The sequence below is a fragment of the Cognatiyoonia sp. genome, assembly GCF_965661665.1.
Taxonomy (GTDB): domain Bacteria; phylum Pseudomonadota; class Alphaproteobacteria; order Rhodobacterales; family Rhodobacteraceae; genus Cognatiyoonia.
In genome coordinates this window covers 78,815-102,773 of the sequence record NZ_CBFIEO010000003.1, presented here as the reverse complement: position 1 = coordinate 102,773, position 23,959 = coordinate 78,815, and the positions used below count along the sequence as shown (strand labels likewise).

Here is a 23,959-nt window from a genome sequence, read left to right as displayed (position 1 = left end):
GAGCGATTGCCCTTTTACGTCATTGGATAGCTGACATATGCAAATCTTCGGCTGTCCGGAGACCAGCTGTTCACATTAATCGTGCCTTGACCGCCGAAAAGGCTTACGGCGATTCTGGGCTCTGTCCAGTTCCTGTCTTCCACCAACATCAATTTGACCGGTTTGTTGGCGGGGTGGCCCTCGGTGCCTTCGGGATAGGCAAGGTAGACTGCTTGTTGTCCATCCGGGGACATATGCGGGAACCAGTCGACCGTTTTGGAATAGGTCAGACGCTGGGCATCCGAACCATCGGGTCGCATGCGGGCGATTTGGGCATGACCCGAAAAGGCCTCGGTATTGAAGTAAATCCATGCACCGTCTGGGCTGTACTCCGGTCCGTCTGTTGGAACGCCGTCATCGGTTAATTGCCTGAAGTTCTGCCCATCCGATCCAATCACGCAAATCTCCGCAGAGGCGAACCGCTCCTTATCATCGGTGAGCACTCCGACATAGGCCAAGTCTTTGCCATTAGGTGAAACACCATGCAGGAAGTTCAAAAGATCTTTCGGTCCTTCCTTGCCGGTGATTTGCACCACGTGTCCCCCAGCCAGTGGCACGCGATAGATCTGCCCATCATCATTGGTTGATGCGAAGATATGCCGACCATTTGGATCGAGGACATGATCGTTGTTTACCGGCGGTAATCCTTCAAGCGGAATGGATGACAGTTGGCCCGTTGCAGGGTCACACCGCCACAACAAACCATCGCCATTCAGGATCAGCGCATCATTCTGGAGCGTCCAGTTCGGTGCCTCAAACAAACGATCGCAGGTTTCAAACACCAGCCTATCTTCGCGGGTCTCCGTGTCATGGATCCAAACTTGACAGATTTGGCCTGGCTTTAGGGTGCGAGGTGCCATTGCGCTAATGTTCCGGCTGAAAGCTTCCTTGGACCTAGAAGGCAAGATTGCAGTTCATCTGGCAAGCGCCCATTCGCTGCTCAGCCGCTATACATGCCCTCGTAAATCGGCTTCAGCGCTTTGTGATTGAAGAGCGATGAGACCGATGTGCCGTTCCATGTGTTCATAATCGCTTGGGCGAACATGGGGGCGGTGCTGACGATGCGGATGTTCTTGCAGGCTGCAACCGCTTCGGTTGGCTGGATCGTGTCGGAGATGACGAGGTTCTTCATCACTGACTTGCTGATGCGGTCAACGGCAGGGCCGGACAGGACACCGTGGGTGATGTAGGAATGTACTTCTTTCGCTCCATTCTCCATCAACACCTCAGCGGCCTTGCAGAGTGTGCCAGCTGTGTCCACGATATCATCGACGATCAGACAGGTGCGGTCTTTAACGTCACCAATCACTGTCATTTCTGCCACTTCACCAGGCTTGCCACGGCGCTTATCGACGATGGACAGCGGCGCGTTGATCCGTTGCGCCAGATCACGTGCGCGGGCCACGCCGCCGACGTCGGGGGATACGACCATCACGTCGTCCATCTGACCTTTGAAGTTGTGCATCACATCCAAAGCAAAGACGGGCGAGGCATAAAGGTTGTCCACCGGAATATCGAAAAAACCTTGAATCTGCGTTGCGTGTAAATCCAGGGTCAAAACGCGCTCAATACCAGCTTCAACGATCATATTGCTGACCAGCTTCGCCGTGATCGGTGTGCGGGCCTTGGAGCGGCGATCTTGGCGGGCATAGCCGAAGTAGGGGATCACCGCCGTGATCCGCGCGGCGGAGGAGCGGCGCAGCGCATCCGCGATGATCAAAAGCTCCATCAGGTTGTCGTTTGCTGGGTTCGATGTTGGCTGGACGATGAACATATCCTCGCCCCTGACGTTCTCGAACACCTCGACAAAAATCTCACCGTCGTTGAACCGCTCAACCCGCGCGTCGACCAAACCCACTTCCATCCCGCGGTGCATCGACATGCGCCCAATAATCGCTTCAGCCAATGGTCGGTTTGCGTTCCCAGAGATAAGCTTGGGTTCGAGCAGTTGCGGCATTCTTCGGTCCTCTGGCAGAAGGAAATGTAACAGATTCGTGGCGTTGACTTCGCCTAGCACACCGCTACCGTCCAACCAACAAAATCACTGCGTCGGGGAGACAAAAAATGGCACATGTGGATTACTTCTTTTCTCCGATGAGCCCGTTCACCTATCTGACGGGGACACGGCTGGAAGATATGGCCAAAAATTACGGCGTAACGATCACCTACAAACCGCTTGACATCATGGGCTTGTTTGGTCGGACAGGCGGCCTGCCACCGAAGGATCGTCACCCAAACCGGCAGGAATACCGTCTCCAAGAACTGCGCCGTCGCGCGGCGCTTGCTGGGATGCCGATCAACATAAAACCGATGTTCTGGCCCACGAACGCGGCCCCTGCGTCTTACGCGATCATCGCGGCTCAAGCCGACGGCGGCGGCGACGTCGGCAAGCTCGTCAATCGCCTCACAGCCTGCTGCTGGGCTGAGGAAAAGGACATCTGCCAAGACGACACAATCCGCGCCTGCCTGACCGATGCCGGCTTTGATCCAGACCTTGCCGATAAGGGCATGATGGCCAGCGCTGATACGTTTGCGGCCAACCTTGAAGATGCGGTGAACCGTGGCGCGTTTGGCGCACCGTTCTATGTCACGGATGCGGATGAGCGGTTCTGGGGGCAGGACCGTTTGGACGACCTTGAGGCACATCTGGCAGGCAAGATCTAATGAAATTAGAAACACTCGCAGGCCGAAAGGCGCGTGTGATGCGAACGGGCAGCGGCAGCGAGGCTGTTGTTGGAATTCACTGCTCGCTCGGGCGTCTTGAGACGCTGCTGCCAGTGGTCAAAGCTATGGGTGGCGCGGCGCAGGCCACACTCTTTGATTTGCCCGGTCACGGGTCCAGTGAGGCATGGGATGATAGTTCCGAGTATCAGCTTGTCGCCGCCAACCAAGCGCTCGCGCTCTGCGACGGGCCAACCCATCTGATCGGGCATTCTTTCGGCGGCACTGTCGCGCTCCGCGCGGCGCTTGAAGAGCCGTCAAAGGTCAACCGCCTTACGTTAATTGAACCGGTCTTCTTTGCTGCGGCAAAGGGGACACCGGCCTATGCCCGCCATCAGGCATCGTTCGAGCCCTTTGCCAGAGCATGGGCCGCGCAGGATCGCGCGCTTGCCGCGCAAGTCTTTAACGACATGTGGGGCGTCGCCCCGTGGTCGCAATTGCCCGAAGCGGTGCGCAATGGGCTTACATCGCTCATCCATCTGATCCCGGTCGCTGCTCCGTCGATTGAGGACGATATTACAGGCGTCTTGGCCTCTGGCGCGTTGGAGGAGCTCGATATCCCTGTCACCTTGATACGTGGCAGTCAGAGCCCGCCCATCGTCCGCGCGATACATGAGGCGCTGTGCGAATGCCTCCCAACTGCAACCGACCATGTGGTCGAAAAGGCTGCACACATGCTGCCTGTCACGCATCCAGACGCCGTCGCCTCCGCCATGATGGCCGCAGCTTAGCCAACCATGAGCGCCAAAAAGTCGTCGATCACGGTCTTACTCATCGACCAATCTGTCAACAAACGCCCAGTGAGCAGTTCGTCTGGATCACCAGCAGTATGGTCGCCGTCCATGACATAATAGGTCGCGCCGCCCGATAGGACACGCGCATGTTGGGCGCGGGGCATCCGGAAAAAGATCATGTTAGCGTCTGGTTCGTACTGAAGCGTCACGTGGTCCATCCGGCGCAAGCCATCCGCCAGTTGCGCGCAGCGTGCATTGGCATTCGCGGCCATCTGGGTCCAAAGATCATCGGTTAGATAGGCGTCCATCTGCGCCGACAAATAGCGATGTTTGGAGAACAGATGCCCGCCACGCTTGCGGCGCAATTCGAATTCCCATGCGGTCTTGGAATCAAAGATGACGCAAGCCTCAACCCCCAAAAGGCCGTTCTTGGTGCCGCCAAAACTCACGGCATCAATTCCGGCTTTCCACGTCATCTCCGCCGCTGTGCAGCCCAGTGACACCATCGCGTTGGTGAATCGCGCGCCGTCTAGGTGGGATTGAAGGCCGTAGTCTTTCGCAACGCTGGTGAGCGCCTTGATTTCGTCTAGCGTGTGCACGGTGCCTTTCTCCGTCACCTGCGTGATGGAGATCGGCCCACGCTGCGGGCCATGAACGCCGCGCGTCTCTTCGCCCTCAATGCTTTGGCGCAACGCGTCAGGCGTCATCTTGGCATTGACCGCAGGGACCAGTGTCAGCTTTGCGCCTGAATAGAACTCTGGTGCGTTGCATTCATCCTCATGGATATGCGCCATGGGGGAACAGAAGATCGTCTGCCACGGCTGCGCCATTGTGGCCAGTAGGATGGAGTTGGCGGCTGTTCCAGTGGCCACCAGATACACTGCTGCTTCCGGCGCTTCGAAGACCTTCCGGATTTTGTCGCGGACACGGTCCATGATCGCATCGGCGCCATAGCCCATCGCGTAGCCGTCATTGGCCGCAACCATCGCGTCGAGAACTTTCGGATGTGCAGGGCCCGCGTTGTCAGAGGCGAAAAACATCAGTTGGGCTCCTCAATTATGTGATCTTCCCAGTCATCTTCATCAATCTCCGCCTCGGACACCGTCCGTCCGATCATCGACATGCCCGCCTCATGGACGGAGTTTGGATCGCCGGAGATCAGTGGATGCCAAGGCTCCAATGGCTTACCCTCATAAATCAGCCTGTAAGCGCAGGTCTGGGGCAGCCAATACATGTGATTTTTGATTGAGCTTGGTGTCAGCACAATACATTCCGGCACAAACTGGTGGCGGATTGGGTACTGGCTGCACAGGCAGGTCTCATCATTCAGCAGTCGGCAAGCCACGCGGGTGAGTTCGACAGTGCCGTCATCATCCTCAAGCTTGTTGAGGCAGCACTTGCCGCAGCCATCGCAGAGCGCTTCCCATTCAGCCTTCGACAATTCCTCCATCGGGGTTTTTGCCCAAAACTCCGGCGCAAGGTCTGAGCGGGGGATGCTATGCGACATTGGACAGAATATAGCGCGCTTGGTCGCAATCGGCGTTCATTTGGGAGATGAGCGCGTCGAGGCTGTTGAATTTCAGTTCTGGCCGCAGGAATTCGACCAGCGCTACTGAGAGCGACGCGCCATAAAGGTCGCCTTTAAAATCAAAGAGGAACGTCTCACAATTCGGCAGGTTTTCCCCAAACATGGGACGGGTACCAATGGACGCCGCCCCGTCATAGGTGCCGGCATAGGCGCCATCCAAGACGTCAACTTTCACAGCATAGACGCCGAACTTAGGCGGATGCAGTGCATCAAGGCCCATGTTTGCCGTCGGATAGCCCATATCGCGCCCACGTTGATCGCCGCGGATGACTTCGCCCTCAATCCGGTGCCAGTGGCCCAGCATCGCCGCAGCGTCCCTTGGGCGGCCGTCGGTCAGTGCATCGCGAATGGAGGTGGAACTTACCTCACCCACGCCAATCTCCACCATTGGCGCAATGGTCAAGCCAAACCCCATTTGTGTACCAAAGGCTTGCAGGTCCGTCACGGTCCCCGCGCGGCCTTTACCAAAGCAGAAATCCTCACCCACGACGACATGCTTCAGGCCAAGGCGGTTATGAATGATCTCTTGCGCGAACTCTTCGGGGGTCAGCGCGGCGAGGGCCTTGTTGAAGGGCACCTCATAAAGCTTTTCTACACCCAGCTTTTCCATCTGGCTGGCTTTCGACTCCGCATTCATCAAACGAAATGGCACGTCCACGCGGCCGAAAAAGCTGCGCGGGTGGGGCTCAAACGTCATGATGCCAAGGGGTGCGCCGCTCTTTTCCGCCTCTTTGCGCGCAATATCGATGACTGCCTGATGGCCAAGGTGCACACCATCGAAATTGCCAATCGCCGCAGCAGCGCCGCGGTCGGCAGGGTCAATGAATTGAGTGTCACGGATGATACGCATGGGGTTGCGTAACGCGCCGCCGAACGAGGTTCAAGACTAGTCGAACTTGCCAGATGGCGCGAGCACAGTGGCTTCGCCCAAAAGCACCTTTTTGCCGTTCACGAGGCAGCGCGTTTCCATCTTCACGCGGCGCTTGGGGTAGTCGATGTCGATAACCTCAACCTCTGCCAACACCACGTCTCCAGGACGCACTGGGGCGAGGAATTTGAGCGATTGGCCCATGTAGACTGTGCCGTGGCCGGGAAGCTGTTCACCAATAACGGCAGAGATCAGGCCCGCGGTCAGCATGCCATGCGCGATGCGGCCGCCAAAGATCGTGTCTTGGGCGTAGGATTCATCAAGGTGCACAGGATTGCGGTCGGTGGACACCTCCGCAAAGAGCTCAATATCGCGATCCGTCACTTCCTTGCGGAGGGATCGGACCATGCCAATTTCGATGTCTTCGATGACAATTGTGCCGCGGGGTGCGTTGTCCAACATGAAAGCTCCATAGGGTAACAAAGAACCGTTATTGGGCTTATATTCGTAATTTAATTACTTTGCAATTGCAGAAAGAACTTATCTCAACATCCCGATCGCATAGGTCGTGCTGATCATTTCCTTTTCCAAATAGGCACTTAGCGCCTCTGGATCAGGGTCACGCTTGGTTTTGGTCTCAATCGCGGCCAAGCCGCCGGTGATGTAAAGACTGTCGAGGTCCTCTTGCTGCGCGCCAAGAATGTCGGTGATGATTCCGTCACCGATGCAAATGATGCGCGGATCGGATGAGGTTTTTCTTAACGCGGCGAGACGGCGGCGTGCGAGGTCGTAGATCGGCGGATGCGGTTTGCCGAAATAGAGGCTTTCGCCGCCCATCTCTGTATAAAGTTTCGCCAAAGCCCCCGCGCACCATTCGCGTGTGACCCCGCGGTCGACAACGATGTCAGGATTGGCGCAGAGGAGCTTTAGCCCCATCTGTTTGGCGAGTAGAAACTCAGGGCGGTTCACCTCCGGATCAGCCATGGGATCGAACGGGCCACAGCAGATAATCCCTTCCGCGTCTTTGAGCGGGACCTTTTTAATGTCTACGGGATTGTCGAGTATTTTCAGAGGCTTAAAAAAGTCATCATCCCGCGGGCTTTCCCCCATAAACCAGATCTTTTCACCCACCGCCCCTTGATACATCGCAGACCGTGCGCTGTCACCAGAGGTGGCGATGGTGTCATAAGCATCCTTTGGCACACCCATGCCTGCAATCTGATCGGCCACGCTGTCGCGCGGGCGGGGGGAGTTTGTCAAAAGCACTACAACACCGCCTTTAGCGCGGAAGTCCTGCATGGCTTTGACTGCGACTGGGAAGGCTTTAATCCCGTCATGAATGCAGCCCCAGAGATCGACAAAAGCGACATCATAATTGGCTGAGATGTCGATGAAACGGTCGATGATCTGGGTCATGGGTGCGGGCCTCTTTGCCATGTTTTTCACGTACACCGTGCGTACACAGCCTGTACACAGGGCGTATGTACACATGACTATGGGGCGGCGGCGCTTTGGACAAGTCTGGGTCCGGCGGAACCGGCGCAATTGGCCCTGCCAATGCGCCCCACCCGCCGTTCCGTTGGGTCAGACTTTGAGTTTCGGGATGATCTGTTTCTTGCGGCTCATGATGCCAGGCAGAACCACGGTATCACCACTGACGGTTGCGTCAAAGCTCTGCTCCGCCACGGATTTCACCAGATCGTTTGGCACCAGCAGCGTCGCTTCTTCATTCAAGATGTCGACCACGAAGAGCAGAACTTGGTCGACGCCATCCTCTGACGCAACATCACTCATCGTCGCCATCAGGCTATCCTTGCGATCGAGTACGATTTTGGGCGCTGTAGTTTCCAGAACGGAGACACGGAATTTCGTGTCGCCAACGGCGTATTCCTTGCTGTCCATGCGCAAAAGCTCCGCATCGGAGAAGGCGGAGACATCGGATTTCGCCTCGAACATCTCACCCGCATAGGCGCTGAGGTCGAGACCGAGGTCGGCCGCCAGCTTTTCGGCAAGGGCTTTGTCAGTGTCTGTTGTGGTTGGGGAGCGGAATTCCAACGTGTCGGACAGGATGCAAGACAGCGTGAGGCCCTTGACCGCATCTGGCATCTCGGCGGCTGTGTGGCCCATCAAGTCGTGCATAATGGTTGCGGTGCAGGCGAGGGGGCGGACTGTGATACTGATCGGGCCTTTCGTCTCCAACCCGCCGACCAGTTTATGGTGGTCGATGATCGCTTGCACGCTCGCGCCGTTGATGTTGGCAGGCAGTTCCGCTGGGTTGTTGGTGTCAACGATCACGCACGGCTGATCGTCGGCCACATCCGCGATAATCTCCGGCTGTGCAAAGCCCCACCGCTCTGCGACGAACGCGGCCTCTGTGTTGGGCGTGCCCAACAGCACCGCTTTCGCATCGGTTCCTGTGTGGTTCAGATACCAGCCCCAAATCAGGGCCGAGCCGAGGCTGTCGGTGTCAGGGGCTTTATGGCCGAATACGAGCGTGGTCATCGCGGAAGAATCCTCAAATTCAAAAGTCGCGCCCCATATAGGGGCGCTGGACTTCGGTGTCACCCCGTTGGGTGGTAATACTTTGGCGCGGTCTAAGTAGGATGTGTTCTGCGAAGACGAGTAGGATTGAAGGGTCTGAATTTCGGTTTGACATTGAAAATATGAGGGGGATTTAAGTACGATATGGCACGCGAAGCTGACCTATATCCGCCGATCAAGGCGTACCTTACCCGCCAAGGGTATGAGGTGAAGGGTGAGGTGGGGGCTGCGGATGTGATGGCGGTGCGCGGGGATGAGGCGCCGGTTATTGTTGAGTTGAAAAAGGGTTTTTCGTTGTCGCTTTTCCATCAAGGGATTGAACGGCTCAACGTCACTGATCTGGTCTATGTCGCCGTCCCCAAGGGTGCGTCGAAGGCGGGCGACCGGGCGTTGAAGGACAATGTGAAGCTCGCGCGGCGCGTTGGGTTGGGGGTGATGACCGTGCGGTTGAGGGATGGGTATGTGGAGGTGCATGCCAATCCCGAACCCTATCGCCCGCGCAAGTCAAAGAAGAAGCAAGCGCGGCTGTTGAAAGCCTTTGCGCGGCTTGATGGTGATCCGAACGAAGGTGGCGCAACGCGGCACGGGATCGTGACCGGTTACCGCCAAGATGCGTTGAAATGCGCGCGGTTCTTGGCGGTGCATGGTCCATCGAAGGGATCAACGGTTGCAGAATGGGCGGAAGTACCGGATGCCACACGTATCATGGCGGCGGACCACTATGGCTGGTTTAAGCGGGTGAAGCGGGGCATTTACGGGCTGACAGCGAAGGGCAAGAAGGGCCTTGCCGACTGGGCGGACGTTTAGTTTGCCGCCGGTGCAGAGTGCAGCAAGCTGCGTGGTCCGAAGGGTGAAGAAAAGCGTGATTGCGAAACGCATAAGGTGTCCGTTGTTGTTTAATTCGGATTAACTGCATCGCAGTCTATTGTGCAATTCGTTGTGATGTCGCATTTGGGGGCGTGAGGATAAACGACAGATTAATTTTTCTCGGTCGCATCCGTTGACTCGCTCTGTCGACTTGCCTATGTCACGTCCGTTATCACTCGACCCAGTTGAGTGCTAACGCGAGAGAAACTCGAACTGGAGAAAGTTCTGAAATGGCATTTACACCACTTCATGACCGCGTTCTTGTCCGCCGTATTGAGGGCGACGAGAAGACAGCTGGCGGCCTGATCATTCCTGACAGCGCAAAAGAAAAGCCCGCTGAGGGCGAAGTCGTTTCCTGCGGTGCAGGCGCACGCAAAGACAGCGGTGAGCTGATCGCGATGGACGTTAAAGCTGGCGACAAGGTTCTGTTCGGCAAATGGTCCGGCACAGAGGTTAAGATCGATGGCGAAGACCTTCTGATCATGAAAGAAAGCGACATTCTGGGCATCCTGTCCTAAGTCCTGCTTTCCCCCGACAATTTGAAATTCAAGGAGCTAATCAATGGCTGCTAAAGACGTAAAATTTGATGCCGATGCGCGCGCGCGCATGATGACAGGCGTCAACACTCTGGCAAATGCTGTCAAAGTGACCCTTGGCCCAAAAGGCCGCAATGTTGTGCTCGACAAGTCTTTCGGCGCACCACGCATCACCAAAGACGGTGTTTCTGTTGCCAAGGAAATCGAACTGGAAGACAAGTTCGAGAACATGGGCGCACAGATGGTGAAGGAAGTTGCTTCCCGCACCAACGACGAAGCTGGTGACGGTACAACAACCGCAACAGTTCTGGCGCAGGCGATTGTCATAGAAGGCATGAAGTCTGTTGCTGCTGGCATGAACCCAATGGACCTCAAGCGCGGCATCGACATGGCAACTGCTGCTGTTGTTGAAGCCATCAAAGCGGCTGCGCGTCCTGTTTCTGACAGCGACGAAGTTGCGCAGGTTGGTACAATTTCTGCCAACGGTGAAGCTGAAATTGGCCGCCAGATCGCAGATGCGATGCAGAAGGTTGGCAACGAAGGCGTCATCACTGTTGAAGAGAACAAGGGTCTTGAGACAGAGACTGACGTTGTAGAAGGCATGCAGTTCGATCGCGGCTACCTGTCCCCATATTTTGTCACCAACTCCGACAAGATGACAGCAGAGCTTGAGGACTGCCTCATCCTGCTGCACGAGAAGAAGCTGTCTTCGCTGCAGCCAATGGTTCCACTGCTTGAGTCCGTGATCCAGTCCGGAAAGCCGCTCCTCATCATCGCTGAAGATGTTGAAGGCGAAGCGCTGGCAACACTGGTTGTCAACAAGCTGCGCGGTGGTCTGAAGATCGCTGCTGTGAAGGCACCAGGCTTCGGTGACCGTCGTAAAGCCATGCTGCAGGACATCGCGATCCTAACAGGTGGTCAGGTTATCTCCGAAGACCTCGGCATGAAGCTTGAGTCCGTGACTGTCGACATGCTGGGCTCCGCCAAGCGCGTGAACATCACCAAAGACGAAACAACAATTGTTGACGGTGCTGGCGACAAGGCAGAGATCGAAGCACGTGTTGCTCAGATCCGCACTCAGGTAGAAGAGACAACATCCGACTACGACCGCGAAAAGCTGCAAGAGCGTGTTGCGAAACTCGCAGGCGGTGTCGCAGTGATCCGCGTTGGCGGTATGTCCGAGATCGAAGTGAAGGAGCGCAAGGACCGCGTTGATGACGCCCTGAACGCAACACGCGCTGCTGTGCAAGAAGGCGTTGTTGTGGGCGGTGGTGTTGCACTGGTTCAAGGTGCAAAGGCACTTGACGGTATGGAAGGTGCAAACTCCGACCAGACTGTTGGCATCAATATCGTACGTCGGGCGATCGAAGCACCATTGCGTCAGATCGCTGAGAACTCCGGCGTCGATGGGGCTGTGGTTGCGGGCAAGATCCGTGAAAACAGCGACGCGGCCTTCGGGTTCAACGCGCAGACAGAAGAATATGGCGACATGTTCAAGTTCGGCGTGATCGACCCTGCGAAAGTTGTGCGCACAGCACTGCAAGACGCCTCTTCCGTCGCTGGTCTGTTGATCACAACCGAAGCGATGGTTGCAGACAAGCCAGCCAAAGAAGGTGCAGCACCTGCAATGCCCGACATGGGCGGCATGGGCGGCATGATGTAAATTGCGGCTTGGGCTTTGCCCAAACGCAATTATCGGGTGGCAGGCGTTTCGCTGGAATGCCGAGAACTCGAAGCGAATTCTGCCGACAAGCGGCAGTGCAAAGGGGCCCACGGGCCCCTTTGTCACAAGGCATTTTGGTTATAAAGCGGAAATCCTTATTTAAATAGACCTTCCATGCGCTCAGCGCATAACGGGGTTTCGGTCAGCATGTTTGTCATTGGTGGGGGTGCTGCATAATTGAATGAGCAAGAAAAGCGTTCAATTTTGTCCTAGAAAGGACCCGACCGATGGCATCATTTGTTTCTACTCAACCGCTCGCCCCTTCCTTTTTCCAGTTCGTCAAAGACGGTTTTGCCTCCCTTTCTGCGGCACTCATCCGTGGCCGTATGTTGAGCGCGCTGCATGCCATGTCCGATCGTGAGTTGGCCCAAGTTGGTATCACTCGCGCGGACATCCCAAGCTACTCCGACAAACTGGTCGCCGACGCAAAATAACTGAAACGTAGCTGGTGCGCAGACCGGCATCGCTGGTGCGGAGTCCTTTTGCTCAACCGCGTCTCGCCTATTGCCCGCGTCGGCTGAGGGGAGCGCCTCACAAAGACGTTCAGTCAAGGCACTGCCCAGTTTTCTCAGGCATCGTGCGTGGATGTCGCGGCGGCGAATCGAAAGTGTCGAATGCCGCCGTAGCGTCCTACATTTCCATCATCTCAGCAACTTCAACGGACCCAGACCCATCCAAGACCATTGGATTTTTTGGCTGCATGGCCGCAGGCCTCTTCATAATTTGCGGCTTTAATGATCGTGTAGCCTGAGATCGGGTTGGCCCCGCTGTTTTCGACATGGCCATCCTTTGAAATGGTATGGGATTGTCCCACCGGTGCACCGGGATCAACGGCCGCTGCTTCCACGCCTTCATACCAGACTCCCCAAGCCGCCATCGCTTTTTCACCTTCTTCTGGGGACTCGGGTATTCCGCCCCCATGGTAGACAAATAGATACTTTGGCATCTTATCCTCCCTGGTTGGAATAGGGTCATTTTGTCCGAAAAAGCGGCTTTGGCACAAGTTTTGCGCTGCGCGATCAGAGGGATGGTCTTTGAGCATGATGACATTTCGCCCATTGTCCGCCCCTCGGACCCAGCGTTTTTCCCAGAAAATCTACGCACGCAAAGGCCGATTTGAGCCGCTGACCGACGTTTAAGGTCGTTCTTGCGCTTGCAGCGGTCTGCGAGGGCACGTAGCCGTCTTTCGACGGATACGGGAGACGATCAAATGACCAAAACTGTTGTCAATTCGTGGAACGAATGGGACCCGCTCAAGCACGTGATTGTTGGGCGTGCGGATGATTGTCACATCCCGCCGGAAGAGCCTGCGCTGGACGCCAAGGTTCCTGAAGACAGTGACATGCGCGGCCAATGGGGTCGCCGTCCGCAAGAGACGATCGACCACGCGAATGAGCTGCTCGACAACTTTGCGCGCCAGCTAGAGGCCCGCGGTATCCGCGTTGATCGTCCGACACCGATCGACCATTCGCTGCCTGCGACCACGCCCGATTTCAACACCGAAAGTCAGTTTGGCTGTATGCCCCCGCGCGACGTGCTTTTGACCGTTGGGTCGGAGATGTTGGAAGCCACGATGTCTTATCGTTGCCGGTGGTTTGAGTATCTCAATTACCGCCCGCTGATGCAGCAGTATTTCAACGAAGATCCGAATTTCCGCCACGAAAGCGCGCCAAAGCCGCGGCTGACGGATGCGGATTATCATCCTGATTATCTGAGTGATAAAATCGGCGTCGCTAAGCGTCTGGAATGGGCGGCGGAGAAGTTCTTTGTCACGACCGAGGAAGAGCCGCTTTTTGATGCGGCCGATGTGCTGCGGTTTGGACGCGATCTTGTGGTCCAGCACGGGTTCACCACGAACTTGAAGGGGATCGAATGGCTGGCCCGCCACTTCCCAGAGCATCGCGTTCATACGGTCAACTTTCCTGGCGATCCCTATCCGATTCACATTGACGCGACTTTCACGCCCTTGCGCCCAGGTTTGATTTTGAACAATCCACACCGCAGATTGCCCGATGATCAGCGCGTGATGTTCGAAAAGAACGGATGGGAAATTGTGGATGCGGCCAATCCAGCGCACAATTCGCCGCCACCGCTCTGCTATTCCAGCGTTTGGCTCAGCATGAATGTGCTGGTGCTCGACCCCAAAACCGTCTGTGTGGAGAAGTCAGAAGTTTATCAGGCCGAACAGATGGACAAGCTTGGCATGGAAGTGGTCGAAGTGGACTTGCGCGACGCCTACGCCTTTGGCGGTGGTCTGCATTGCTGTACCGCAGACGTCTACCGCGAAGGCAAGTGCGAAGACTACTTCCCGAACTTGAGCTAACCTTCAAACACCTGTGAGCCTGCGGGTTTTGCTTGCCTTTGGGCGGCGGCCCCGTCAGGGCGGTGGTATGAGACTGCTGTTCCTGACCACCGTGGTGATGATCGCCTTTGCCAGCAATTCGGTTTTGAGCCGGATCGGGGTTTTCACCTATGGCATGGATCCCTTTGCCTTTGCCGCGTTGCGTGTCGCGGCAGGGGCAGCGATTTTGGCCGCATTGGTTATAGGACACGAAGAGAAGCCACCCGTGAAAAGCCCGCGCAGTTGGGCAGGGGCCGTTGCGCTGGCTACTTATATGGTGGGATTTTCATCGGCCTATTTGCAGCTTGATGCGGGGCTGGGGGCGTTGATCCTATTTGGTGTAATGCAAGTGGCGATGTTTGCTTTCGCGGTCGCGCGCCGCGACGTGATCCCAATGATGCGCTGGATCGGGGCAGGGGTTGCTTTGGTAGGTCTCACCATCCTGTTGCGGCCCGGTGGGTCCGCGCCGATACACGGGGCGAGTGCTTTTGTTATGGCTATTGCGGGGCTCGGATGGGCTGCCTACACGTTGATCGGGCAGAAAGCCTCTGACCCGCTGTCCGCCAGTGCCGCGAATTTCCTGTTGTGCTTACCTGTGGTGGCAATTGTCTGGGTTTTGGCGGGGTCGAGCGGCGTGACGTTTGGCGGCGCTGTCGCTGCTGTCATCTCTGGTGCCATCACCTCTGGCCTTGGTTATGCGCTCTGGTACCGAGTGGTGCCGCAGCTTTCGACGACTGTGGCGGCTGTAGCGCAGTTGAGCGTGCCGGTGATCGCGGTGGTGGCAGGGGTGATTCTGCTCGCTGAGCCGCTCACATCCCGCCTTTTGATCGCGGGGGCGTTGGTGTTGGGTGGGATTGGCTTGTCACTTATCAAGCCGCGCTCCGTTCATTCCTGAATGGGTTCCAGCGCGTCGTAAGCGGCCGCTTCGCCGCCCCAGGCGACGGAGGGGAGGGATGAGGGTTTGAAGGGCAAGGCGCTCAATTCCGCCCTTGTGACCCACCGGCGGTGGGAGATGATCCCTTCTGGGTCTTGCCAGGTCTCGCTAATCTCGCCCGCGATGACGGAGCAGCGGAAGAAAACCTCGATCTGATGGAAATCGCGCTTTGGATCGTGAAATTCATTCACCAGGCAGGGCTCTCCAACGTCTATGGTCAGCCCAGTCTCTTCCAACACCTCACGGGCAAGGTTTTCCGGCAGGCTGGAATGGTCTTCTGCACCCCCACCTGGCACGCACCAAAGCCGCGTGTGGCCTTTCCAAGCGTTGACGATCAAAAGACGATCATCTTGAAGAATAACAGCGCGGGCAGCAATCCGGGGCATGGGAGCACCATTCGCATTTTTAGCCCGAAACGCAAGTTCATGACGCCCTGACCTTTGAAATCCGGCGAGAGGTCCTTAGCTTTAAGATATGACACGTCTCAGCATAATGGCCGCCGCTTTGATCAGCATCTCATCCTGCGCTCTTGCGACTGAAGAAACGAACGAATGCGTTGTGCTGCTCCACGGGCTGGCACGGTCTGAGATTTCTCTGAGCCCGATGCAGCTTTTTCTGGAAGCGGAAGGCTATGAGGTCATCAACAACGGCTATCCGTCGACGGAAGACACGATTGAAAAGCTCGTCTCCGAAAACGTGAGCCGCGACGTGGAGGCTTGTGGAAATCGAAAGGTGAACTTTGTCACCCATTCGATGGGGGGTATTCTGGCGCGTGCGTGGCTGACCAACAACCGGCCCGAAAATATGGGCCGCGCCGTGATGTTGGGGCCACCAAACGGTGGGTCAGAACTCGTTGATATCTTTGGCGATTGGGAGCCGTTTCAATGGGTGAACGGCCCTGCGGGACTTCAGCTGGGAACGAAGGACAACAGCGTCCCCAGCCAGTTGGAATTGCCCAGCTATGAGGTCGGGATCATCGCAGGCAAGGGGTCGTTGAACCCTGTCTATTCATCGCTCATCGACGGGGCGGATGATGGGAAGGTGTCGGTCGAAAGCACCAAGCTGGAAGGCATGACAGACCATATTGTGCTTCAGGTCACACACACCTTCATGATGAACAACCCGCTGGTGATGGCGGAAACTTTGCGCTTCTTAAAGGAAGGCAAGTTTGATCAAGACCTCAACATCGTTGATGTGATCTTGGGCAACGACGATTAGTCTGTTGGTCCCGTCACGCGGTTGATATGCCCCATCTTGCGACCAGGCTTTGCGTCCGCTTTGCCATAAAGGTGGATCGCGGTGTTTGTCGTTGCCAGCTCTGGAATCCGATCCACATCGTCGCCGATCAGGTTCTCCATCACCACATTCGAATGCCGTGATCCATCGCCAAGCGGCCAGCCCGCAATCGCGCGGATGTGCTGTTCGAACTGGCAGATGGTGCAGCCGTTCTGCGTCCAATGGCCGGAGTTGTGGACGCGCGGGGCGATTTCGTTGACGATCAAGCCCTCGGGATTAACGAACAGCTCAACCCCTAGCACGCCAACGTAATCCATCGCGTTCAGGATTTGCGCGGCCAGCAGCACCGCATCTGTGCGCTGGTTTGGCTTTAGGTTGGCTGGCACAGTCGTGGTGCTGAGGATACCATCGACATGGACATTCTCCCCCGGATCAAAGCAGGAGACTGCGCCATCCAGCCCGCGCGCGGCAATGACGGACACCTCATGGCTGAAATTTACGAACCCTTCGAGGAGGGCTGGAGCCCCCTCCATATCCGCCAAAGCCTGCGCCGCATCATCCGATGATTTCAGGCGTGACTGCCCTTTACCATCGTATCCCATACGGCGCGTTTTCAGGATCGCTGGTGTGCCAATCGCCGCTATCGCGGCATCCAAGGAGGCCGCATCGGTCACACCCGCGTAAGGCGCAGTTTTCAAACCCAAACTGGTCAGAAAATCCTTCTCCGTCAGGCGGTCTTGGCTCGTGGCCAATGCCTTGCGATTGGGATGGATCGGTTTGATTGCTTCCAATGCATCCAAGGCGGAGGTTGGGATGTTCTCAAACTCATAGGTTATGACATCGACGCTTTCGGCGAATTGCCTGAGCCCATCAAGGTCATCATAGCTTTTTTGGAAATGGTAGTTGGCGACATGGCTCGCCGGACAGTCACCGCCAGGCTCATAGATGCAGGTTTTAAACCCAAGGCGGGAGGCTGCGACCGATAGCATCCGGCCCAATTGCCCGCCGCCCAAAATTCCAATCGTTGCACCGGTCGTCAGGGGTTTAGTCATCGGACGGCTCGTCAGGGATGGAGGCGGAAAGCGCCTCACGCCATGCATCTAGACGCTGCGCAAGGCCGGCGTCGTTCAGCGCCAAAATACCCGCCGCCATGAGCCCTGCATTCTTGGCTCCTGCTGTACCAATCGCCATCGTCGCAACCGGATAGCCGCGTGGCATTTGAAGAATGGAATAAAGACTGTCGACGCCGGACAGTGCCTTTGTCTCAACCGGCACGCCAATCACCGGAACACGGGTCTTGGACGCCATCATGCCAGGTAGGTGTGCCGCGCCGCCGGCACCGGCGATGATGACTTGCAAACCCCGACGCACAGCCGTTTTGCCATAGTCCCAAAGGCGGTCAGGGGTCCGGTGGGCGGAGACGATCTTGGCCTCATAGGCCAAGCCAAGCTCATCAAGAAGATCAGCAGCTTCTTTCATGGTGGACCAGTCGGACTGGCTCCCCATAATGATACCTACGGTTGGTTGGGTCATTCATACCCCCTGTCAAAGGAAGCGGCACTATAGCCGCGCCGGGCTGCAGCGCAACGCTTTTAGGCGATGATATCGGGGGTAATCCGGTCTTCTAGAACGGCAATCCGGTCTTTTAGGCCAAGTTTCTGCTTTTTCAGCCGTTTCAGCGTCAGCATATCGGCCGAGCGGCGTTCTTGCAGGGCTTCAATCGCGTCATCAAGGTCGCGGTGTTCGCGGCGCAAAACCTCTAGTTTTACGCGCAAAACTTCTTCGGTTTCCATTTCAGACGATGAATTCATAAAAACATGCCCCTCAGCGCTCTCTATATAGGAGATTCTGAGCGATCCGCCTAGTGCTTGCCCCTTGTAGGACGCGCCAAAGCCACCCATATTTTAACAACGGTCGCCGAAACGGGGCCAATTGAGATGTCGCTTTGACGAAGGACGTGTCTGATGACAAAACTAGCCTTGGGAACACATCCGTTCCTTCTGGGGTTTGAACAGCTGGAACGCTTGGTGGAACGCACCGCCAAAACGGGCAACGAAGGCTATCCCCCTTACAATATCGAACAAACCTCCGACCATTCATACCGGGTCACTTTAGCTGTCGCAGGCTTTAGGATGCGTGATTTGTCGATCACGGTAGAGGACAATACCCTGATGATACGGGGTCGGCAGGAAGATGACAGCGAAGGGCGCGTGTTCTTGCACCGCGGGATCGCGGCGCGTCAATTCCAACGCTCCTTTGTTCTGGCCGATGGCGTTGATGTCGGCGCGGCGGTGATGGAGAATGGACTGCTCCACGTTGATCTCACCCGTCAGGTGCCAGAAAAAGTCATTCAAACCATTGAAATCAAGAAAGGGTAACGTCATGCAGACAAAACACGAACTCAAAGCCCTTGCGGGCAACATGATCTATCTCAAGCCGGTCGCCACAGCCGACCTGCCTGACGAGGTGCGTGAAGATGCCGGTGCCCTTGATGAGGTGTTTGCAGTCCATAACGCCAAAGGTGAGCAGGTGGCCTTAGTCGCCAACGCCGCCATCGCAGCGGATTTTGCCGAACAAAACGACATGCAGGTCGTGTCGGTTCACTAGGTTTTAGGCTTACACAACATAAAACGCGCCGGAAGCGATCCGGCGCGTTTTTCTTTGCCTTGGTGAAAAGCTTAGGCTTTCCTCTTGCGACGCATCGCTGCAAAGCCACCCATGCCATTGAGCATCAGAGCAAAACCAGCAGGCAGCCGTAAGGCTTGGACTTCAAGCGGGTAAGACGTTGTTACGCGGGAGTTGCTGTTGGTCGGGTTGGTTGCGTTGATCCCGAAGAAGTCCGACCAGCGGCTGCGACGATGAAATAGGATAGTGTGCTACCATCGAGAGTTACTGGGCCAGCGAATGCGTTTCCGAACTGGAAAGCTGCATCAAAACCATTGTCAGGCGCGACCAAAGACATCGTAACTATGCTGTTCTGGCTGAGCTTGATCGTCGCATAATCAGGATAGTTTGTGTTGTTGGTTCCTGACGCTTCTGCAACGAAGCCGAGCAAGGATCCTGCTCCAAGAAAGGTAAGGGCGTCACTAGTGCCTAGGCTGTTGGACAGGTCTGCATTGCCGCCGAGGTCACAGTCCGTGCCAGTCCAAACGCTCAGGTTTTGGCTTTCACAGAACGACCGACCATCGCCTATGTTGGCGACGATTGCTGCGGATGACGATGTTGCGAAAAGAGTTGCTGCGGTTGTCGCTGCAGCGAGAAGCGTGGTTTTCGTAACGAAGTTCTCAAGTACTAAGTAATAATTGCCGTGACGCTATGAGAACTTGGAGCTTTAGACAAAAAGTCTCCGCAGTTTTTTCGAAATTTCTGCATATTTTCCAAATATTTATGTCACATTTGATGAGTGCGACTGTTACTCCGCAAATCTTTTTCAACTGTCTGAAGCAGCGCAATCAAACGCATTGATAGCTTTCTTGCCCTCGCGATTCGCTGAAATTCTGATCAAAATTTTGGAACTTGGTGTTGTTGCGGGTTGTCCGCTACAGATGTGGTCCCGCCGGCATCCAGACTTGCCGGCGGGACCAATTGTCTTAAGCCTTAATCAGCCCCATGCTTTCCAGCTTCAAGATCACCTGATGAGCGCAGTTGTCGACTTCGACGTTTTCGGTCTCAACACTGAGTTCGGGGTTCTCTGGCACGTCATAAGGGTCGGAAATACCTGTGAATTCTTTGATCTTGCCTTCGCGTGCGAGCTTATAGAGGCCCTTGCGGTCGCGGCGTTCGCATTCTTCGATCGAGGTGGCGACATGCACCTCACAGAAAGCACCGAATTGCTCGATGTCTTCACGCACCGCACGACGGGTCGTCGCATAGGGCGCAATCGGCGCGCAGATGGCGATGCCGCCGTTCTTGGTGATCTCGGACGCGACATATCCGATGCGACGGATGTTGAGGTCGCGGTGTTCCTTGCTGAAGCCCAGTTCAGAGCTAAGGTTTTTCCGCACGATATCGCCGTCCAACAAAGTCACTGGGCGACCGCCCATTTCCATCAGTTTGACCATCAGCGCGTTGGCAATGGTGGATTTGCCGGAACCGGAGAAGCCGGTGAAGAACACGGTGAAGCCCTGTTTGGCGCGTGGTGGCTTAGACTTGCGGAGTTCTTCAACCACAGTTGGGAAGCTGAACCACTCAGGGATTTCCAGACCTTCGGCCAGACGACGGCGGAGTTCGGTACCAGAGATGTTCAGAATCGTGACGTTGTCTTTGTCCTTGATCTCATCGGCAGGCTCATACTGGGCGCGCTCTTGCACATAGACCATGTGTTTAAAGTCGACCATTTCGATGCCCATTTCTTCCTGATGCTCACGGAAGAGGTCTTGCGCGTCATAGGGGCCGTAGAAATCCTCACCCGCAGAGTTTTTACCGGGGCCAGCGTGGTCGCGGCCGACGATGAAGTGGGTGCAGCCGTGGTTCTTGCGGATCAGGCCATGCCACACAGCCTCGCGCGGGCCCGCCATGCGCATGGCGAGGTTCAGGAGCGACATCGCGGTGGTGGAGGCAGGGTATTGATCCAGCACCGCCTCGTAACAGCGTACGCGGGTAAAGTGATCGATGTCACCTGGCTTCGTCATGCCGACAACGGGGTGTATGAGCAGGTTCGCTTGCGCTTCTTTCGCGGCGCGGAAGGTGAGTTCTTGGTGCGCGCGGTGCAGGGGGTTGCGGGTTTGGAAGGCCACAACCTTTCGCCAGCCCAGCTTGCGGAAATAAGCGCGCAGTTCATTCGGCGTGTCGCGGCGGGCGCGGAAATCATAGTGGACGGGCTGCTGGATGCCTGTGACGGGACCGCCGAGGTACACTTCACCCGCCGTATTGTGCAGATAATTCACTGCCGGATGTGCGCTGTCGTCCGCGCCAAACACCTTCTCCGCTTCGTGGGATTTGTTTGGCGTCCAGCGATCCGTGACTGTCATCGTACCAAGGATCACACCCTCTTGGTCGCGCAGGGCGATGTCTAGACCAATCTCGATGCTCTCAGCGAAGTCTTTGCTCACATCTAGTGTGATTGGCATCGGCCAAAGCTCACCCGTCGTCAGGCGCATTGTGTCGACGACGCTGTTGTAGTCTTCTTCAGACAAGAAGCCCTTCAGCGGATTAAAGCCACCGTTCATCAGCAGTTCCAGGTCGCAAATCTGGCGCGGGGTCAGATCGAGGCTGGTCAATTCGGCCGCGTCCATCTTCATCTTCTGGGCGCTGTCATAGGAGACATAAAGCTCAGGAATAGGAGCAAGGTTGTTATGCATCAGGGTCATCCTTTGATTGGGAGGAACATAGCCACTTGTTGAGCCGGTCAGCTCACCATGAAGGGCGTCATACTCTTCAAATTTACGGGCAAGAAATTGGTCAGTAAGGCGCGTCATCAGGTTCGCACCTTTGGTGGTCAGAACATAAGCGTCGCGCTTGCGTTTGTCGGTGCTGGCGCTTGCGCCAATCTTGATTAGCCCGTCGGAAATGGCAGATTTCAATTGCGCATTAAACCGTCCAAGGGACACCCCAATTGCCAACGCAGACGCACGCTGAGACGCCTCTGGCGCAAAGTTCACTTGTCGCAGGAGGCGAAAAAGCGTTTCCTCCTCGTCGGTTATGGGTTTTGCCTTGGGGGACACAGGCGACTCACTCTTTGTTCACAGATGAACATATACAGAAGTATGTTCAAAATAGAACAAACTTTTGGACGCAAGTTGGAAACTGTGTTTTTCAGGCGATGTGAGCGGGAAATTTGGGTTCAACCTTTCGCAGTGGGGTCATGCTGGCCTGCACGACAGCCACTTCAAAACATCAGAGGACAGGTAGAATAGTGTTCGCTGCATCCATGCCCGCCGCTTCTGCCGGAAAAAGCCGCTGCAAATGCCGGATCGTGGCCTCTGGTAAGTCGCTGTGGACAGCTTCACCGAGGAAGAGACATTCCGTCAATAGACCGCTGCAATTCACAAGCTCATGCTGCTCAATTAGCAGGTGATAGTAGGTCACGCTTTGGCAGGCTTGATCGGTATGGATCGTGCTGTTGTTGAGCAGGGATTTTGCAGGAACCAGAACATTCATTTCCCCAAACAACATCTCACATTCGGTCGACTGCAGAGCGATGCGATGTTGAGGCGACAGCCTGATGGCTTGATTTGGTGTGTTGGCGTGTAGCGCGTGGCGCGCGATCACCATTGGTCTCAAGCGTTTGTTCCGCTCAAGGTCCGCGGCGTTCAGCGTGTTTTGCCGAATTCATTTGATTGGTTTAAATGAACCGTGAGCTGTCTTAGCCAAATCTCCAGATTTCAAGTCTTTAACTGCTTTCAGCACATCCTTGGTCTTGATCTTCGTACCATTCGCAAAACAAACGTAATCGGGGTAGATCGACATAGGGATCATTGCGGGTAGGAACGATGTTGTTATTTGTTCCGGCAATTGTATCGCCTACACTGACGGTCCCTTCCTTCATGACCATATAATGCGTGCCTTGCCCTTGCAGCAAAGTGAAGGTCACGGGCACCCCGCCGACATTTCCGTTTTATGTTTCATAGACTTGAAAGCTGGTGGAATCGCCGACGAAACCTGGAACCCCGCTGACATCCAATTGCGGGCCGCTGGCGTCGTTGCCCACTAGGTCGCAATCCTTATCGAGGATATCGACAGTATAAGCAGCCAGTACATCCAAATTCGAGTTAGAAAGTGGGTCTGCGCTAATTTCATATATGATCGTCGTCGGCATTTGGCTGCCCTCACAACGTCAAAATCGCAAACTAAATTCTGCTCAACAGTGTCCGTTCACCAAACACCACTCTTCATCACTTAGGCTTATCAGAAGGGCATCCAAATTCAACCATCGGTAGTTGAGTAGGCGTTACTCGTGTTCGGCAAGGAACTTTTCAGCATCAAGCGCAGCCATACAACCCATGCCGGCGGAGGTTACCGCCTGCCGATAGATGTGGTCCGTCAGGTCGCCCGCGGCAAACACGCCTGGGATCGCTGTGCGGGTGGAACCAGGCTCGACCACGACATAGCCGCCGTGATGCGTTTCCAACTGTTCTTTCACCAGTTCTGACGCAGGCGCGTGGCCGATCGCGATGAAGACGCCCTTGCAAGGGATTTCGGTGATCTGACCGGTTTTGCTGTGCTTCACCTTCACGCCTTCGACGCCCAACGGGGAGTCTGCGCCGATCACTTCATCAATCTCGTGGAACCAGAGCGGTTCGATCTTTTCATTCTTGTAAAGGCGATCTTGCAGGATCTTTTCAGCGCGTAGCTCATCGCGACGGTGGATCAGCGTCACTTTGGAGGCGAAGTTTGTTAGGAACAGCGCCTCTTCCACGGCGGTGTTGCCGCCACCGACGACCACGATTTCCTGGCCGCGATAGAAGAACCCGTCGCAGGTCGCGCAGGCGGAGACCCCGAAGCCTTTGAATTTTTCTTCCGACGGCAAGCCTAGCCATTTGGCCCGCGCACCAGTGCATAGGATCACAGCGTCGGCGGTGTAGACGGTGCCACTGTCAGATTGCGCGGTGAATGGGCGTTTTTGCAGATCAAGCGACGTGATGATGTCGCCGATGATCTCACAGCCCATCGCGCGGGCGTGGGCCTCCATACGCACCATAAGATCAGGGCCCTGAACTTCGGTATCACCGGGCCAGTTTTCAACTTCGGTCGTGGTTGTCAGCTGACCGCCTGGCTCAATCCCTTGCACCAAAATCGGCTCCAACATTGCGCGGGAGGCGTAGACGCCAGCGGAATACCCTGCGGGGCCTGAACCGATGATGAGGATTTTGGTGTGTCGGGTCTCGGACAT

29 protein-coding genes are annotated in these 23,959 nt (G+C 55.9%); 11 read left to right on the top strand and 18 right to left on the bottom strand.

The window, feature by feature from the left end:
• Nucleotides 1-14: 14 nt before the first annotated feature.
• Both ACTF5F_RS03020 and ACTF5F_RS03015 read right to left on the bottom strand, forming a co-directional pair.
• Nucleotides 15-899, bottom strand: a complete 885-nt coding sequence (locus ACTF5F_RS03020) for a TolB family protein (protein WP_438955402.1) — start codon at nucleotides 897-899, stop codon at nucleotides 15-17.
• 80 nt (nucleotides 900-979) lie between these two features.
• Nucleotides 980-1,996 (bottom strand): ribose-phosphate pyrophosphokinase, encoded by a 1,017-nt coding sequence (locus ACTF5F_RS03015; protein ID WP_438955401.1) that lies wholly within the window; start codon nucleotides 1,994-1,996, stop codon nucleotides 980-982.
• 107 nt (nucleotides 1,997-2,103) lie between these two features.
• On the opposite strand from ACTF5F_RS03015, the gene ACTF5F_RS03010 reads away from it, so the two are divergent.
• Together ACTF5F_RS03010 and ACTF5F_RS03005 are read left to right on the top strand one after the other, a co-directional pair.
• Entirely contained in the window at nucleotides 2,104-2,703 is a 600-nt protein-coding gene (locus ACTF5F_RS03010) for a 2-hydroxychromene-2-carboxylate isomerase (protein ID WP_438955400.1), read from the top strand.
• A complete protein-coding gene (locus tag ACTF5F_RS03005; protein ID WP_438955399.1) occupies nucleotides 2,703-3,491 on the top strand; it encodes an alpha/beta fold hydrolase in 789 nt (262 codons plus the stop codon). The genes ACTF5F_RS03010 and ACTF5F_RS03005 overlap by 1 nt, the downstream gene beginning before the upstream one ends.
• Here the strand turns inward: ACTF5F_RS03005 and ACTF5F_RS03000 are convergent.
• From ACTF5F_RS03000 to ACTF5F_RS02975, 6 genes are all read right to left on the bottom strand, one after another.
• Nucleotides 3,488-4,534 (bottom strand): threonine aldolase family protein, encoded by a 1,047-nt coding sequence (locus ACTF5F_RS03000; protein WP_438955398.1) that lies wholly within the window; start codon nucleotides 4,532-4,534, stop codon nucleotides 3,488-3,490. The genes ACTF5F_RS03005 and ACTF5F_RS03000 overlap by 4 nt on opposite strands.
• Nucleotides 4,534-5,001, bottom strand: coding sequence for a YcgN family cysteine cluster protein (locus ACTF5F_RS02995; protein ID WP_438955397.1), 468 nt, complete (start codon nucleotides 4,999-5,001; stop codon nucleotides 4,534-4,536). Before ACTF5F_RS02995 ends, ACTF5F_RS03000 begins: the two co-directional genes overlap by 1 nt.
• Nucleotides 4,991-5,932 (bottom strand): bifunctional riboflavin kinase/FAD synthetase, encoded by a 942-nt coding sequence (locus tag ACTF5F_RS02990; protein ID WP_438955396.1) that lies wholly within the window; start codon nucleotides 5,930-5,932, stop codon nucleotides 4,991-4,993. The genes ACTF5F_RS02995 and ACTF5F_RS02990 overlap by 11 nt, the downstream gene beginning before the upstream one ends.
• Nucleotides 5,933-5,968: 36 nt before the next feature.
• A complete protein-coding gene (locus ACTF5F_RS02985) occupies nucleotides 5,969-6,412 on the bottom strand; it encodes a MaoC family dehydratase (RefSeq protein WP_438955395.1) in 444 nt (147 codons plus the stop codon).
• Between the two features lie 78 nt (nucleotides 6,413-6,490).
• The gene (locus tag ACTF5F_RS02980) at nucleotides 6,491-7,366 is read right to left on the bottom strand and encodes a TIGR01459 family HAD-type hydrolase (RefSeq protein ID WP_438955394.1); all 876 of its coding nucleotides are present in this window, start codon (nucleotides 7,364-7,366) and stop codon (nucleotides 6,491-6,493) included.
• Nucleotides 7,367-7,534: 168 nt separating this feature from the next.
• Nucleotides 7,535-8,452 (bottom strand): manganese-dependent inorganic pyrophosphatase, encoded by a 918-nt coding sequence (locus tag ACTF5F_RS02975; protein ID WP_438955393.1) that lies wholly within the window; start codon nucleotides 8,450-8,452, stop codon nucleotides 7,535-7,537.
• Nucleotides 8,453-8,635: 183 nt separating this feature from the next.
• On the opposite strand from ACTF5F_RS02975, the gene ACTF5F_RS02970 reads away from it, so the two are divergent.
• The 4 genes from ACTF5F_RS02970 (at nucleotide 8,636) to ACTF5F_RS02955 (ending at nucleotide 12,051) form a co-directional block, all read left to right on the top strand.
• On the top strand, nucleotides 8,636-9,298 hold the full coding sequence (locus ACTF5F_RS02970) for a DUF2161 domain-containing phosphodiesterase (RefSeq protein WP_438955392.1): 663 nt from the start codon (nucleotides 8,636-8,638) through the stop codon (nucleotides 9,296-9,298).
• 290 nt (nucleotides 9,299-9,588) lie between these two features.
• Complete coding sequence (locus tag ACTF5F_RS02965; protein WP_438955391.1) at nucleotides 9,589-9,876, top strand: co-chaperone GroES; 288 nt, start codon at nucleotides 9,589-9,591, stop codon at nucleotides 9,874-9,876.
• 43 nt (nucleotides 9,877-9,919) lie between these two features.
• The gene (gene groL, locus ACTF5F_RS02960) at nucleotides 9,920-11,557 is read left to right on the top strand and encodes a chaperonin GroEL (RefSeq protein ID WP_438955390.1); all 1,638 of its coding nucleotides are present in this window, start codon (nucleotides 9,920-9,922) and stop codon (nucleotides 11,555-11,557) included.
• Between the two features lie 287 nt (nucleotides 11,558-11,844).
• Complete coding sequence (locus ACTF5F_RS02955; RefSeq protein ID WP_438955389.1) at nucleotides 11,845-12,051, top strand: DUF1127 domain-containing protein; 207 nt, start codon at nucleotides 11,845-11,847, stop codon at nucleotides 12,049-12,051.
• Between the two features lie 221 nt (nucleotides 12,052-12,272).
• Here the strand turns inward: ACTF5F_RS02955 and ACTF5F_RS02950 are convergent, their stop codons facing one another.
• Nucleotides 12,273-12,659, bottom strand: coding sequence for a hypothetical protein (locus ACTF5F_RS02950; RefSeq protein WP_438955388.1), 387 nt, complete (start codon nucleotides 12,657-12,659; stop codon nucleotides 12,273-12,275).
• 168 nt (nucleotides 12,660-12,827) lie between these two features.
• Here ACTF5F_RS02950 and ACTF5F_RS02945 point away from each other — a divergent pair, with 168 nt between their 5' ends.
• The gene (locus ACTF5F_RS02945; RefSeq protein ID WP_438955387.1) at nucleotides 12,828-13,940 is read left to right on the top strand and encodes a serine/threonine protein kinase; all 1,113 of its coding nucleotides are present in this window, start codon (nucleotides 12,828-12,830) and stop codon (nucleotides 13,938-13,940) included.
• Nucleotides 13,941-14,007: 67 nt separating this feature from the next.
• Entirely contained in the window at nucleotides 14,008-14,853 is an 846-nt protein-coding gene (locus ACTF5F_RS02940; protein WP_438955386.1) for a DMT family transporter, read from the top strand.
• Here the strand turns inward: ACTF5F_RS02940 and ACTF5F_RS02935 are convergent.
• Complete coding sequence (locus ACTF5F_RS02935; RefSeq protein WP_438955385.1) at nucleotides 14,844-15,278, bottom strand: NUDIX domain-containing protein; 435 nt, start codon at nucleotides 15,276-15,278, stop codon at nucleotides 14,844-14,846. The genes ACTF5F_RS02940 and ACTF5F_RS02935 overlap by 10 nt on opposite strands.
• 88 nt (nucleotides 15,279-15,366) lie before the next feature.
• Between ACTF5F_RS02935 and ACTF5F_RS02930 the strand changes: the two genes are divergently transcribed.
• Nucleotides 15,367-16,110 carry an esterase/lipase family protein gene (locus tag ACTF5F_RS02930; RefSeq protein ID WP_438955384.1) on the top strand — a complete coding sequence of 248 codons (744 nt, stop codon included), beginning with the start codon at nucleotides 15,367-15,369 and terminating at the stop codon, nucleotides 16,108-16,110.
• On the opposite strand, the gene ACTF5F_RS02925 is transcribed toward ACTF5F_RS02930, so the two are convergent.
• From ACTF5F_RS02925 to ACTF5F_RS02915, 3 genes are read right to left on the bottom strand one after another with little or no spacing between them, the layout of a single operon-like run.
• The gene (locus tag ACTF5F_RS02925; RefSeq protein ID WP_438955383.1) at nucleotides 16,107-17,180 is read right to left on the bottom strand and encodes a 5-(carboxyamino)imidazole ribonucleotide synthase; all 1,074 of its coding nucleotides are present in this window, start codon (nucleotides 17,178-17,180) and stop codon (nucleotides 16,107-16,109) included. The genes ACTF5F_RS02930 and ACTF5F_RS02925 overlap by 4 nt on opposite strands.
• Nucleotides 17,173-17,661: a 5-(carboxyamino)imidazole ribonucleotide mutase gene (purE, locus tag ACTF5F_RS02920; protein ID WP_438955382.1), complete on the bottom strand. Its 489-nt coding sequence runs from the start codon at nucleotides 17,659-17,661 to the stop codon at nucleotides 17,173-17,175. The genes ACTF5F_RS02925 and purE overlap by 8 nt, the downstream gene beginning before the upstream one ends.
• A gap of 59 nt (nucleotides 17,662-17,720) precedes the next feature.
• On the bottom strand, nucleotides 17,721-17,939 hold the full coding sequence (locus tag ACTF5F_RS02915; protein ID WP_438955381.1) for a YdcH family protein: 219 nt from the start codon (nucleotides 17,937-17,939) through the stop codon (nucleotides 17,721-17,723).
• Nucleotides 17,940-18,092: 153 nt separating this feature from the next.
• Between ACTF5F_RS02915 and ACTF5F_RS02910 the strand changes: the two genes are divergently transcribed.
• On the top strand, nucleotides 18,093-18,506 hold the full coding sequence (locus tag ACTF5F_RS02910) for an Hsp20 family protein (RefSeq protein WP_438955380.1): 414 nt from the start codon (nucleotides 18,093-18,095) through the stop codon (nucleotides 18,504-18,506).
• Nucleotides 18,507-18,510: 4 nt separating this feature from the next.
• On the top strand, nucleotides 18,511-18,735 hold the full coding sequence (locus tag ACTF5F_RS02905; protein WP_438955379.1) for a DUF1150 family protein: 225 nt from the start codon (nucleotides 18,511-18,513) through the stop codon (nucleotides 18,733-18,735).
• Between the two features lie 71 nt (nucleotides 18,736-18,806).
• On the opposite strand, the gene ACTF5F_RS02900 is transcribed toward ACTF5F_RS02905, so the two are convergent.
• The 5 genes from ACTF5F_RS02900 to trxB all read right to left on the bottom strand — a co-directional run bounded on the left by ACTF5F_RS02900 (nucleotide 18,807) and on the right by trxB (nucleotide 23,959).
• Nucleotides 18,807-18,881 carry a VPLPA-CTERM sorting domain-containing protein gene (locus ACTF5F_RS02900; protein WP_438955458.1) on the bottom strand — a complete coding sequence of 25 codons (75 nt, stop codon included), beginning with the start codon at nucleotides 18,879-18,881 and terminating at the stop codon, nucleotides 18,807-18,809.
• An 837-nt stretch (nucleotides 18,882-19,718) separates the two neighbouring features.
• Entirely contained in the window at nucleotides 19,719-21,791 is a 2,073-nt protein-coding gene (locus tag ACTF5F_RS02895; RefSeq protein WP_438955378.1) for a bifunctional sulfate adenylyltransferase/adenylylsulfate kinase, read from the bottom strand.
• Between the two features lie 172 nt (nucleotides 21,792-21,963).
• Nucleotides 21,964-22,383: a Hint domain-containing protein gene (locus tag ACTF5F_RS02890; protein WP_438955457.1), complete on the bottom strand. Its 420-nt coding sequence runs from the start codon at nucleotides 22,381-22,383 to the stop codon at nucleotides 21,964-21,966.
• Between the two features lie 301 nt (nucleotides 22,384-22,684).
• Nucleotides 22,685-22,885, bottom strand: a complete 201-nt coding sequence (locus tag ACTF5F_RS02885) for a hypothetical protein (protein ID WP_438955377.1) — start codon at nucleotides 22,883-22,885, stop codon at nucleotides 22,685-22,687.
• Between the two features lie 132 nt (nucleotides 22,886-23,017).
• On the bottom strand, nucleotides 23,018-23,959 hold the full coding sequence (gene trxB / locus ACTF5F_RS02880) for a thioredoxin-disulfide reductase (RefSeq protein ID WP_438955376.1): 942 nt from the start codon (nucleotides 23,957-23,959) through the stop codon (nucleotides 23,018-23,020).